Raw genomic sequence first — 13,431 nt, forward strand, 5'->3', positions numbered from 1 at the left:
GCATACTTTAGTATATCTTCTTCTTTGCCTTTTGTGTATGCATGATAAATCTAAAGCAGGGCTTTTTCATGTTCCTCTTTGGCGCCTGCGGCGCCGGGCTGGGAGGGTGGAGTGTGTATGGTGGGCGGCCGCGGCCGCCCACCATACACACTCCACACCTGAAAGAAGGCCCATCGTATCGCTTGCCTATGATCTCTAGATGAACATGAAAAAGCCCTGAATCTAAAGGCTCTGATATAAAAGCGCACCTTAATAAAGAAAACATTTTATAAAATTTTGACCTTTCCATCACATATTCCATACAACTTGCTTCTATAATGAAGTTAATGCTGCAGAGGAAATTGACAGTACCAGTAAGCATGAAGGCCTGATTTGTGGACATCTGTATGATACTCTGATCTCTGCAGGAGTATGGCATCCGTACAGCATGGATCGCGCTAGCGCTGCATCCTTACTGGTACTGCATATTCTCTTGTTCTGTAAACCTAACTCTCTGCCATCTCTGCAGTATTTTTTCTTTTCCCCAGGATATTCCACATCTGCTGTTGCGCTGATTGCCTTCCTATTGTTATTATTCCAGGGTTGGAAAATAAACTTGGATGATTGAGATTAAAACACGATGGCTACAAAGCAAACAGCAGATGTTATTGTTATTGGGGTGGAGTAATAGGTTGCTCGATTGCTTATTTTTTACGCAAAGCTAATAGAGATGTGGTGCTTTTTGAGCGCGAAAATATCGGGCAACAGGCCTCTAGTGCAGCGGCAGGACTCCTCGCCCCGCTTGGCCCTATCCCTGGTCCTGGTTCATTCGCGGATCTGCTCCTCGCCAGTTTTCAACAATTTCCCGCCTTAGTTGTGGAACTAGAAAATATCACTGGTTTACAGCTGGGCTATGAACAGACTGGAACGTTACGTGTTGCCCGCAATCCCAGGCGTTTGGCGCGCCTCAAGCAGCGTTTTGAGACCTGGCAAGCCTTCGGGTTGCCGCTCTCCTGGTTAGATGGGGATGAGGCTCGGCTGCAAGAGCCATGGCTTGCCCCAAACGTGTGTAGTGCTGTCTATGTTCCCGAAGAAGCGCAAATAAATGCAGCGCAGTTGGTCCAGGCATTTGCGCTCGCGGCAAGTAAGCTAGGGGCGCAGCTTCATACACAGACGCCTGTTACCACTTTGTTGCACGAAGATAAGAAAATAGTGGGTATCATGACCGCGCAGGGAGATATCGTCACTTGCAATCATCTGGTCTTAACGATGGGAGCCTGGTCGACCCACTTAACGTCGTCAATCGGCATTGATCTCCCTGTACGCCCCATACAAGGACAGATGATCGCTTTGCCACAGCTTCAACCAGCCCTGCAACACATTATTTTTGGCGAATCGATCTATGTCATCCCCAGGAGCACCGAAATCCTGGTAGGAGCCACCAAAGCAGATATTGGTTTTGAGATACAAGTGACGGACGAAGGAGCTGATCAACTGCACCAGAAGGCCCGGCGGCTCATACCATCCTTAGCCACCCAATCCATAGAACGTAGCTGGGCCGGTATCCGCCCTGGCACTCCCGATAGCCACCCGATCCTGGGTCCCGCGGCTGGCTGGGAAAATCTCGTGCTAGCCAGTGGACATAATAGTGTTGGTATCCTGCTCAGCCCTTTAACAGGTAGCAGCATAGCCGATTATATTGTGACAGGTCAGCTATCCACCCTGCTACAACCGTTTCAAAGCGAGCGTTTTCAGAAGCTAAGTGTGCATGAGGTGCAAGAAGAATAAAGTCGAATATGACTTTTGGGGTATTTAAAAAAGAGATACTGGAAATGCTTGACAGGAGAATGGTGCTATGGCATAATCAGCGAGCTGTCGAAAAAGAAACAATCACCTGACCTCTTGTAGGGCGGGTGCGCCTGTCCTTTTGCATCAGTTGTGCCACGGTAAAGTGGCTCCTCCGAGATCATGTATCTCCCATTTCTATACTCAACGAATCGTTGTGTCCGTGGGAGTGCCAGCCCTTTTTTGCGGCGTACGCCCTGGCTTACCAGGCGTGTGGACGTGAGAAACGAGATTTCGGAGCCGATTGAAAATTGCTCGGAAAAACGCTTGACAAAGCACAACGAATATGCGATACTACAGCACATGAGACAAGCGAACGAAAAAAAGATCAACGCTTGTTGAAACGCGAAACAACTGTTTCGCATGGTACCTTGACAACTGAAGAGTGGAAAGCAGAACAGCAACTGGAACTCAGTGAATACACAAACCAGTTCCTGTCAATTCGGTCCCATGGACGTGTCCATGGTGACCACAATAATCTGCGAAATAAAGCCAATGTTATCATGACTTGGCCATGATCGCACTTCACATGCAATAAATAGTTGCTCGCTGAGTGACTATGATATAAAAATTGGATGGCGAGTTTGATCCTGGCTCAGGATAAACGCTGGCGGCGTGCCTAACACATGCAAGTCGAACGCCCTTAGCAATAAGGGAGTGGCGGACGGGTGAGGAACACGTGGGTTATCTACCCTTAGGTGAGGAATACCGGCGAGAAATCGCCGACAATACCGCATAGGCTCGGCAACGAGCAAAGCCCGCAAGGGCGCCTGAGGACGAGCCTGCGCTCGATTAGTTGGTTGGTGGGGTAATGGCCTACCAAGACTGCGATCGATAGCTGGTCTGAGAGGACGATCAGCCACACTGGGATTGAGAACGGCCCAGACTCCTACGGGGGCAGCAGTGAGGAATTTTCGTCAATGGGGGCAACCCTGAACGAGCAACGCCGCGTGCAGGAAGAAGGTTTTCGGATCGTAAACTGCTTTTCTCTGGGACGAGAACGGACGGTACCAGAGGAATCAGCCCCGGCTAACTACGTGCCAGCAGCCGCGGTAATACGTAGGGGGCAAGCGTTGTCCGGATTTATTGGGCGTAAAGCGCACGCAGGCGGTCAGGTAAGTCTGTAGTGACAGTCGTCGGCTCAACCGACGAAGTACTATGGAAACTGTCTGACTTGAGGGCTTCAGAGGGACACGGAATTCCGGGTGGAGTGGTGAAATGCGTAGATATCCGGAGGAACACCGATGGCGAAGGCAGTGTCCTGGGAAGTACCTGACGCTCAGGTGCGAAAGCTAGGGGAGCGAACAGGATTAGATACCCTGGTAGTCCTAGCCGTAAACGATGACCACTAGACGTTGGGGGTATCGACCCCTTCAGTGTCGTAGTTAACACAGTAAGTGGTCCGCCTGGGGAGTACGGTCGCAAGATTAAAACTCAAAGGAATTGACGGGGACCCGCACAAGCAGCGGAGCGTGTGGTTTAATTCGATGCAACGCGAAGAACCTTACCAAGGCTTGACATGGATTTGCACCAGCCGTAACGGGCTGTCCCTTCGGGGCGGATCCACAGGTGCTGCATGGCTGTCGTCAGCTCGTGTCGTGAGATGTTGGGTTAAGTCCCGCAACGAGCGCAACCCCTGTCGTTAGTTGAATTTTTCTAGCGAAACTGCCGTTTTAAAACGGAGGAAGGCGGGGATGACGTCAAGTCAGCACGGCCCTTACGCTTTGGGCGACACACACGCTACAATGGTCAGGACAAAGAGTTGCGAACCCGCGAGGGGAGCTAATCTCGTCAAACCTGGCCTCAGTTCAGATTGGAGGCTGCAACCCGCCTCCATGAAGTTGGAGTTGCTAGTAACCGTAGGTCAGCACACTACGGTGAATACGTTCCCGGGTCTTGTACACACCGCCCGTCACACCACGAAAGTTGGCAACACTTGAAGCCGCTGGGCTAACTCGCAAGAGAGGCAAGCGTCGAGGGTGGGGTCAGTGATTGGGGTGAAGTCGTAACAAGGTAGCCGTACCGGAAGGTGCGGCTGGATCACCTCCTTTCTAGGGAGCTTGGATGAGCGTCATGGATTCCATGACATCTCAGTCTCATCCCACTTCCAGGTCGACCAGGAATCGGTACGTGTTCACGCCAGATGGTTGGGCTGGTTTCCACTCTTGAGCTGTTGGGGTACAACAACCGCAACACGCAAATCAACGCACCAGGGGGTGCAGGGGGACGGCAGTCCACTGCCGGGGTGTGGGGTGTCCCCACGAACCTCTCCTCTCGCGCGTGCCGCCGCAGGCGGCGATGCGTGTGGCGCATGCCACCAATAGTGCACCTGAACAACTGAAAATAGTATTCCTTCAATTTTGCTGAGCGATTTATAGGTCAGCCAGAGTTGAAGCAGAGGATCGATTTTTTCGATAAATGAGAAAAAGTCAAAGCATTCCAGAGACATGATGTAGATCTGAACGAAGAGAACAAGCTACACAGAGTACGAGGTGGATGCCTTGGCGCTGAAGACCGAAGAAGGACGCGGAGACCGGCGAAACGTTCGGGGGAGCTGCATACAAGCGATGAACCCCGAGATTCCGAATGAGGCAACTCCTCCAGAGTGATGTCTGGAGACCGCCTGCTGAACACATAGGCAGTGACGGGGGCAGTGGGTGAACTGAAACATCTCAGTAACCCGACGAAAAGAAATCAACCGAGATTCCCGTAGTAGTGGCGAGCGAACCGGGACCAGCCCAAACCAACCATCCCTTGGGACGGTTGGGGTTGTAGGACCGATAACAAACAACTTTTGCTTACTTGAACACGTTGGAAAGCGTGACCAGAGCGGGTGAGAGTCCCGTAAAGGACGAGCGAGAGGAGTGGATCGGTATCCTGAGTACCACGAGGCACGTGAAACCTTGTGGGAAGCTGGGGGACCACCCTCCAAGGCTACACATCTTCAGCGACCGATAGCGAACAAGTACCGTGAGGGAAAGGTGAAAAGCACCCGAGAGGGGGATGAAAGAGACCCTGAAACCACGTACTCACCAGCAGTCAGAGGCCACTGTTCCAGGAGGAACCAAGGGCTGATGGCGTGCCTTTTGTAGAATGATCCGGCGAGTGCATCGTCGTAGCCTGGTTAACCAACGCTAAAGTTGGGGAGCCATAGGGCAACCGAGTCTGAAGAGGGCGAACGTTGCGGCGATGCGACCCGAAACCGTGTGAGCTATCCATGAGCAGAGTGAAGCGGATGTGACAGTCCGTCGAGGCTCGAACCCACCAGTGTTGCAAAACTGGGGGATGACTTGTGGATAGGGGAGAAATTCCAATCGAACACGGAGATAGCTGGTTCTCCCCGAAATGTATTGAGGTACAGCTGTATGAAACACTATCCTGGAGGTAGAGCACTGAATGGGCTAGGGCCTCGTGCAGGTTACCAAACCCAACCAAACTTCGAATGCCAGGACAGCATGCATGCAAGTGAGACGGCGGGGGCTAAGCTTCGTCGTCAAAAGGGAAACAGCCCAGACCATCGGCTAAGGTCTCTAAATCCGCGCTTAGTGTCAAAGGGAGTCAGTACGCCCAAACAGCCAGGATGTTGGCTTAGAAGCAGCCACCATTTAAAGAGTGCGTAATAGCTCACTGGTCGAGTGTAGTGGCACCGACAACGTATCGAGGCTCAAGCGAGGTACCGAAGCCATGGAACCTTTCTATTGAAAGGTTGGTAGGGGAGCGTTCTGCGGGCAGAGAAGCCAGACCGTAAGGACTGGTGGAGCGTGCAGAAGTGAGAATGCCGGAATGAGTAGCGTCATGTCTGTGATAACCAGACACACCGAATGCCTGAGGGTTCCTGGGCACCGTCAATCGTCCCAGGGTAAGTCGGGTCCTAAGCCGAGGACGTCATAGTCGTAGGCGATGGCAAGCAGGTCAGAGATTCCTGCACCGGAGTAGCTCGTTATGAGCAATGGGGGGACGCGGTAAGGAAGGTGAGCCCATCGAATGGACAGGATGGGTCTGTGCGGTGAAGTGCGAAGCCGAGGCAAATCCCGGTTTCCTGTGCATGACACGTGCAGCGAGCGGACGTCAGTCCGCGGAAGTCATCGGCCCCTAGGCCGCCAAGAAAAGCCTCTCGCCAGAGTGTACTCCGCCCGTACCGCAAACCGACACAGGTAGGCAGGGGGAACTCTCCCCAGGTGATCGAGCGACCCTCTGTTAAGGAACTCGGCAAATTGACCCCGTACCTTCGGAAGAAGGGGTGCCCTAGTAGCTTTCAGGCTTGCCTGGGGGTGAGGGGGTTGCAAGAAATTGGCTCAACCGACTGTTTACCAAAAACACAGGTCTCTGCGAACGCGAAAGCGGAAGTATAGGGCTGACTCCTGCCCAGTGCCGGAAGGTTACGAGGAGCGGTGATCGTAGCTGCGAATCTAAGCCCCGGTGAACGGCGGCCGTAACTATAACGGTCCTAAGGTAGCGAAATTCCTTGTCGGGTAAGTTCCGACCCGCACGAAAGGAGTAACGAGTTGAGCACTGTCTCGACAGAGGACTCGGCGAAATTGAAGTACCCGTGAAGATACGGGTTACCCACGACAGGACAAAAAGACCCCGTGGAGCTTTACTACACCTTGACCTCGAAACGAGGCAGAGCGTGCGTAGCATAGGTGGGAGTCGGAGAACCTATCCTTGTGGGGTAGGGGAGACAGCAGTGAAATACCACTCTCGTTGTGTTTTGTTTCTCACACGTCACCGTGAGCCGGGACGTGGACAGGATCAGGCGGGTAGTTTGACTGGGGCGGTCGCCTCCCAAAGAGTAACGGAGGCGCCCAAAGGTTCCCTCAGGGTGGATGGACATCACCCGTAAGAGTGCAAAGGCAGAAGGGAGCTTGACTGCAAGACGGACAGGTCGAGCAGGGACGAAAGTCGGGCTTAGTGATCCCACATTCCCGAGTGGAAGGAGTGTGGCTCAACGGATAAAAGCTACCCCGGGGATAACAGGCTTATCTTGCCCAAGAGTTCACATCGACGGCAAGGTTTGGCACCTCGATGTCGGCTCGTCGCATCCTGGGGCTGGAGTAGGTCCCAAGGGTTGGGCTGTTCGCCCATGAAAGCGGCACGCGAGCTGGGTTCAGAACGTCGCGAGACAGTTCGGTCTCTATCCGTCGTGGCGTAGGAGAATTGAGGGGCGTCATCTCCAGTACGAGAGGACCGAGATGGCTCAACCGCTGGTGTGCCAGTTGGCCTGCCCGGGCCAGAGCTGGATAGCTATGTTGAGAAGGGATAAGCGCTGAAGGCATCTAAGCGCGAAGCCGCACCCAAGACGAGTTCTCCCATCCTATTCGTAGGATCAAGATCCCAGGAAGACGACCTGGTAGATAGACGACACGTGGACGCCTGGTAACAGGTGCAGCGAAGTCGCCCTAATGATCGTACGGCTTGTTTCACCCCATCGTTGAGTATCTTCATCGTGGCATTCTGAGGATGCGAGTCCGCTGCTTCAGCGCAGGCTGATCTGGCGCTCGGCAAAATTGAGGGAATACTATTTCCAGTGGTTCGGTCAAAAAACATTGTAAGGATTTGCTCACAAGCAGATCCTTTTTTGTGTCTCTTGCAATTGTTCTATTTGAATAGTTCCTCTCTGTCAAATGCAACAATATCTCTTCTGAGCATCTCCTAAAAAATGTATTTTATATACATATTCCGTTTGAATAAAGTTTTATTACGAGGAAACATGACTGCGCAGCAGAGCTATGTGACTGGTTAAATATATCTCAAGATTATCTACTTTTTCTGCTTTGTGTTGCGTTTTAAATTATTTCTCTGTGAATCAAGAGAGTCATATCCATACTTCTCATTACTCTGGGAGTAGTGAATCTACATAGAATGTATGATCAGTAATAAAGCTATGAGGATAGAAAATTCATGACACTGGAAAGGATTTCTGCATGAAGCGGTCTCGAGTCAGCCGCAAAGCAGCGCTTATCATCGGCCTGATTTGTACCCCTCTGGGCGTGCTTTTTTATCTTTTGAAACAGTATTTGGGTCCACACACGAACTTTTTAGTCCAAGGTGTTGTTGCCGGACTGTGTGCTGGCTGTTTGGTGGGAGGGATTTTTACCCTTGCCACAGTCCTTTTTCGGCCCCGAGACGCGAGTTGATTCCCTGATTAGTACAGATATAGTGTGCGAAAAATAATTAAGATGATTTTGATGTGTATTCAGTCTGATAAAGGGAGATGCATAAAGCGAAAACTCTTCGCGTTATACAGTCAAAGGAGTAGAAGTGGATCAAGGAGTTATCTTCAGTGGTGCACACATGCGCACAGCGCATTTTTTGCACCACTGAAGATAAAAGGTGCGCACACATGCGCACTTTCTGCACCAGCATGCTTTTTAAACATGCTCATGGCTATGAACATGTTCATCATCATGACTATGAGGTTGCCCAACATATGGAGCATGAGCATCAATGATGCTGCGCCGTTGTTGGGATGGGACGTTCATCTGCTGTTCAAGCCACGCAATAATCGTATCCAGCCCTACATCTTCTTTGAGATTGCTGAAGACGAATGGTCGTTCACCGCGTTTAATGTGAGCATCTCTCTCCATAACTTCTAACGAGGCTCCGACGTAGGGTGCCAGATCGATTTTGTTGATGATCAGTAGATCCGAGCGCATAATGCCAGGACCGCCTTTGCGCGGTATCTTGTCCCCTCCAGATACGTCGATCACGTAGATCGCCACATCGACCAGTTCAGGGCTGAAGGCGGCGGCCAGATTATCTCCACCACTCTCGACAAAGATCAGCTCAAGGCCCGGCAAGCTTTCTTCCAGATCGGCAATCGCTTCAAGATTCATTGAAGCATCTTCACGAATGGCCGCATGTGGGCAGCCACCTGTTTCTACGCCTCGAACACGCTCCTGTGGCAACGTACCCTGACGCAACAGAAACTCAGCGTCTTCCCGTGTGTAGATGTCATTTGTAACTACAGCCAGATTGTAACGCGGCCAGAGCTTCTTGCTCAGCCGATCTACCAGGGCTGTTTTGCCACAGCCAACGGGGCCAGCAATACCAACGCGAAAAGCGCGTACAAAGTTTTCATTTCTCATGTGTTACTCTTCTCTATAATTAGTATTCCACAACATTGGAATCCTGTAGTGTAGTCCCGCTCTTACTAAAATAAGAAATAGCGCTGTGCCAGAGGGAGAACTTCCGCCGGTTCGCAGGTGAGAAGTTCGCCATCTGCGCGGACTTCATAGGTTTCTGGGTCAACTTCAATATTTGGCATGGCTGCATTGTGAATCATACTTGTTTTCCCTATGTTGCGACAATTCTCAACGGCCACCGCCTGTTTTTGTAGTCCAATCTTGCCCGGAAGACCAGCCTCCAGCGCCACTTTTGAGACAAAGGTCAGGCTGGTAGCAGCCGTCGCCTGGCCAAAGGAACCAAACATCGGACGGTAGAGCACTGGTTGAGGTGTAGGAATAGACGCGTTGGCATCTCCCATGGCACTCCATGAGATGAAGCCACCTTTAACGATCATTTCTGGTTTGACACCAAACATAGCGGGCTTCCAGAGCACAATATCCGCCAGCTTCCCTGGCTCAATTGAGCCAATATGCTGTGCCACTCCATGGGTGATGGCGGGATTGATCGTATATTTTGCCACATAGCGTTTCACGCGGAAATTATCATTGCGATCGGAATCCGGCGCCAGTGGTCCTCGCTGTACTTTCATCTTGTGGGCCGTTTGCCAGGTGCGTGTCACCACTTCGCCAATGCGCCCCATGGCCTGCGAATCACTTGAGATCATACTGAAAACGCCAAGGTCGTGCAGTATATCTTCCGCAGCTATGGTTTCGGGCCGGATACGGCTCTCGGCAAAGGCCACATCTTCAGGAACCAGCGGGTTCAGATGATGACAGACCATGAGCATGTCTAAATGCTCGGCCAATGTGTTTTTAGTAAAGGGCATGGTTGGATTGGTTGAGGAGGGGAGAATATTGGGGTAAGAAGCGATACGAATAATATCGGGGCGTGTCCGCCGCCAGCGCCCTCGGTATGGTAGGTGTGGATCGCTCTCTGGCCAATGGCCGCGATAGTATCCTCTACGAAGCCTGCTTCATTGATTGTGTCAGTGTGGATCGCTACCTGGACATCGTATTGATCGGCGACTTTAAGGCATGTATCGATGGCGGCTGGCGTGGTACCCCAATCTTCATGCAATTTGAGTCCGCAGGCACCGGCAAGCACCTGCTCTTCCAGTGGCTCGCGGGTAGAAGTATTGCCCTTACCAAGAAATCCAAAGTTGACGGGCCAGTTCTCTACCGCCTGTAGCATGCGCGCCAGATTCCAGGCTCCAGGTGTACACGTGGTCGCGTTGGTCCCGGTAGCTGGACCTGTACCGCCACCGATCATAGTAGTGATGCCATTGGACATGGCTTCATAGATCTGTTGTGGGGCGATAAAGTGGATATGTGAATCGATGCCGCCAGCCGTTACGATCATATTCTCGCCGGCGATAACTTCGGTGCCGGAACCGACGATCAACTCGGGATCAACCCCATCCATTGCATCCGGGTTACCAGCTTTACCGACCTTGACGATGCGGCCATCTTTAATACCAATATCGCCCTTAACGATACCCCAATGATCGATAATCAATGCATTTGTAATGACCAGATCAAGGGCACCATGAGGACCTTCACGTGTGGCCCGGCTGCTCTGTCCCATACCATCACGAATGACCTTACCGCCACCAAAGGTAATTTCATCGCCATAAACGGTAAAGTCTTTCTCGACCTCAATGATCAAATCTGTATCTGCCAGGCGTACGCGATCGCCGGTAGTGGGACCATAGAGATCAGCGTACATCTGGCGGGGGATGCGCAAACTCATATGTAATTTACCCTTCTGTCTGCTACTTGATTATGACTTATAATCCTAAGTTCATGCATGGCCTTTTTCGATGTCCAGTTCTCCGTTTACCTTTCCATTATGGCCATAGATAATACGTGCGCCCCCAAAGTTGACCAGGTTGACCTCTTTTTCTTCCCCAGGCTCAAAGCGTACAGCGGTACCGGAAGCGATATTTAAGCGCATCCCATAGGCCTGCTGGCGCTCAAATTCCAGTGCCTTATTGACCTCATAGAAATGATAGTGGCTGCCTACCTGCACTGGACGGTCACCCAGATTCTTCACCAGCAGGGTAGTAGATCTCCTGCCAGCATTGATTTCTATGTCTCCTCTTGCTTCATCGAGCAGATATTCACCTGGCTTCATCGCTTCCTCCGTGTTTGCTTATTTGATTGGATCATGAATCGTGACCAGTTTGGTACCATCCGGGAAGGTGGCTTCAACCTGAACTTCGGGATCATTTCAGGAATGCCATCCATGACATCGGCCCGTTTAAGGATGGTGGCTCCAAAGCTCATTATCTCGGCAACACTTTTACCATCCCGGGCGGCTTCCATGATCTCTGCTGTAATGATAGCGATCGCTTCTGGATAATTGAGCTTAAGTCCTCGTGCCTGGCGTTTACGCGCCAGCTCCGCGGCTACAAAGATCAGTAATTTTTCTTGTTCACGCTGTGTAAGTAACAATTTAATCTCCTTTGCTGGCTGTCCCTGATTGCCAGGGAGGTGTCAAGCACTAATTGATCTTACGGGCGGGATGGCGTTTCTCCCATAGAGAGCCTGGGTGGCCATGCGCCAGAAGGTTAACAAACCTGCTGCCAGGGTAGTATTTTGTTTACTAAGGGCACGTATCACGAGTCCATGGGCTGTCAGGGCGCTGACCCCCCAGCGTATTTCGTCGGGCTGCGTGAGCTGTTGAGCAGCTATATTGAGCTCATTTTCGAGGCGTAGCCAGCTTGTTTGATCCAAGCCAACCTTGCAAATATAGAAGCTACAGAAATAATTGTAGGGACCAAGCCTGGCCAGGGAAGAGAGCTTCTGCCGTCGTGGCTCCAGTTTAATCTGTTCAAGGGCAACTGGTTTACCATCTGCAACGATTTCGCACTTTATCTGCAGTAGATCGTAAGCGAAGAGCTCGCCGCGTGCGGCGCGGCCCGGTGCTATCGTTTCCCAGTAGATCAGCCCGGCTCCTTGTGCTAGCTGTATATGGGTGTCTTGTTGATAGCGGGCACCAGCAAAAGGGATTAATGGATCTGGGACGTATTCTAGTAACCCGTTTTCTGCTACCTGTATCCTGGTAAGCTGGTTGGCTGGTAGTGTCTCTGGATTACTGCGATAGAGCCGTGTTGCACTGGTTGAAGTTAGTTGCGCGTAGGCGCCGGGACCAATATTAACGTTGAGCTCTAATTGGTCGCCTCCCAGTACGCCACCTGAAATATTATGTAGATGGACAAGCGCACCGCCTGCCTCTAAAGGGAAGGCACGAATTACTTTGAGGGAGGACGTTGTTCGCTATGCTGAAGCTGCGTGCGTTGGGTCGCTTCATCACGGGCAAAGTCGAGGCGCAATGCTCCTTGCACAGATCTTTTTTGCATAAATGTTGTCTGAATGATGGTTCACTCGACTTTCTAGTTTTATCCCATGCGTATGTAACTTGTACCTATGAAGTCGGTCGGCTGCCGCCAGGGTGCGTATAGTCTGGCCAGTTGTTTGTAGATTGTGCTTTCTAATTCAATTGTATCATCCGGCAATGATGGCAATGCTGAAGCATCTAATCATTATGTATATAACAACCATAAGCAGAAACACTATGCGCAGATCATTCTGTGGAGCCTGTTGGCGCGGCAACGCGTGCACAGGTAGAGAATGCATGTTGTGGCTCAACGTCGAGCGTGGCTGGCTATAGGCTTAGCTGATAAAGAGTCGTGTGTGAAGCTGTGGATGTCGCATGCTGCCGACATCCACCAATGGCGTAAACATGCTGAGCTCTGTAGGATGTTGAGCCGCAGTGATACTGCGTTCAGCGCTCTCTATGAGTGTCGTTTTTAGGCGCCATAACATGCCACTGGCCTGAGTTTGTCCCAGGGGAAGTAGTCGTTGGCAGGCGGAAACCAGGCCAGCCAATGACTGTTGAAGATGGGCCAGCACCGTTGTGCTTTCATCGATCCCTAGTGTAGCGCCGACGAGGCCAAAGGCGATACTATAATGGATATCGCTTTGTTGTTCGCGGGCAATCGCTAATGCCTGGCGTAGACCTGTTGTATCTTCCAATGCTATGACCAGTTGTAGAAAGCGCCGTCCCAGCGTGGCGCTGGCTACGCGGCTCTCGCGCGCTGTTTTGAGTGCGCTCAAGCGTTGATTGAGGGTTAGCCATGTTGTTGTGTCTAATCCTGCATCCACACCCTCTATCAAGCGATGACCCAGCCGGCAGAATGTGCCCTCTAATACCCCCATTTCGGTCAGATAATCGCGCAAGAAAGCTTCCAGTTGTTCCACACTTAAATTATCCTCGATGGTAAGTGTTTCCAGGCCGAATGAGTGGGCGGTCGAGCCTATTGGTAATGCGCTATCCGCCAGTTGGAGCAATCTTAAAAATGGCAGGTTGTCGACGTACATATGACCCCATTGAAATTTTCGAAGAACAATGTTTCTCAGGCTACATTTGAATGAAAAGGTGAAACCGCTAGTAGTTTACCCCAGCATAGTAGAAATT

General features: G+C 51.4%; 4 protein-coding genes, 2 rRNA genes and 3 pseudogenes. 3 read left to right on the plus strand and 6 right to left on the minus strand.

Features of this window, described 5'->3' with window-relative positions; genetic code table 11:
• Window positions 1-603: 603 nt before the first annotated feature.
• From thiO to EL645_RS34985, 3 genes are all read left to right on the plus strand, one after another.
• On the plus strand, window positions 604-1,767 hold the full coding sequence (gene thiO, locus EL645_RS34970; protein ID WP_126557048.1) for a glycine oxidase ThiO: 1,164 nt from the start codon (window positions 604-606) through the stop codon (window positions 1,765-1,767).
• Between the two features lie 629 nt (window positions 1,768-2,396).
• A 16S ribosomal RNA gene (locus tag EL645_RS34975) occupies window positions 2,397-3,875 on the plus strand.
• Between the two features lie 418 nt (window positions 3,876-4,293).
• Window positions 4,294-7,247 (plus strand): 23S ribosomal RNA (locus EL645_RS34985).
• Together the 16S and 23S rRNA genes form the textbook arrangement of a ribosomal RNA operon.
• A gap of 948 nt (window positions 7,248-8,195) precedes the next feature.
• Here the strand turns inward: EL645_RS34985 and ureG are convergent.
• The 6 genes and pseudogenes from ureG to EL645_RS35015 all read right to left on the minus strand — a co-directional run bounded on the left by ureG (window position 8,196) and on the right by EL645_RS35015 (window position 13,334).
• Window positions 8,196-8,912 carry an urease accessory protein UreG gene (gene ureG / locus EL645_RS34990; RefSeq protein ID WP_126557050.1) on the minus strand — a complete coding sequence of 239 codons (717 nt, stop codon included), beginning with the start codon at window positions 8,910-8,912 and terminating at the stop codon, window positions 8,196-8,198.
• Window positions 8,913-8,977: 65 nt separating this feature from the next.
• A pseudogene (gene ureC, locus EL645_RS46045) lies at window positions 8,978-10,701 on the minus strand (urease subunit alpha).
• 51 nt (window positions 10,702-10,752) lie between these two features.
• Window positions 10,753-11,085 carry an urease subunit beta gene (locus EL645_RS35000; protein ID WP_126557051.1) on the minus strand — a complete coding sequence of 111 codons (333 nt, stop codon included), beginning with the start codon at window positions 11,083-11,085 and terminating at the stop codon, window positions 10,753-10,755.
• An 18-nt stretch (window positions 11,086-11,103) separates the two neighbouring features.
• Window positions 11,104-11,405 (minus strand): annotated as a pseudogene (locus EL645_RS35005) (urease subunit gamma).
• 42 nt (window positions 11,406-11,447) lie between these two features.
• Window positions 11,448-12,212, minus strand: a pseudogene (locus EL645_RS35010) (urease accessory protein UreD); the annotation flags it as partial.
• A gap of 414 nt (window positions 12,213-12,626) precedes the next feature.
• Window positions 12,627-13,334: an urease accessory protein UreF gene (locus EL645_RS35015; protein WP_126557053.1), complete on the minus strand. Its 708-nt coding sequence runs from the start codon at window positions 13,332-13,334 to the stop codon at window positions 12,627-12,629.
• Window positions 13,335-13,431 lie beyond the last annotated feature (97 nt).

The sequence above is a fragment of the Dictyobacter kobayashii genome, assembly GCF_003967555.1.
GTDB lineage: Bacteria > Chloroflexota > Ktedonobacteria > Ktedonobacterales > Ktedonobacteraceae > Dictyobacter > Dictyobacter kobayashii.

Coding starts and splice junctions, on each gene's coding strand:
- ureG (WP_126557050.1), bottom strand. CDS start 8,912: ATGAGAAATGAAAACTTTGTACGCGCTTTTCGCGTTGGTATTGCTGGC.
- EL645_RS35000 (WP_126557051.1), bottom strand. CDS start 11,085: ATGAAGCCAGGTGAATATCTGCTCGATGAAGCAAGAGGAGACATAGAA.
- EL645_RS35015 (WP_126557053.1), bottom strand. CDS start 13,334: ATGTACGTCGACAACCTGCCATTTTTAAGATTGCTCCAACTGGCGGAT.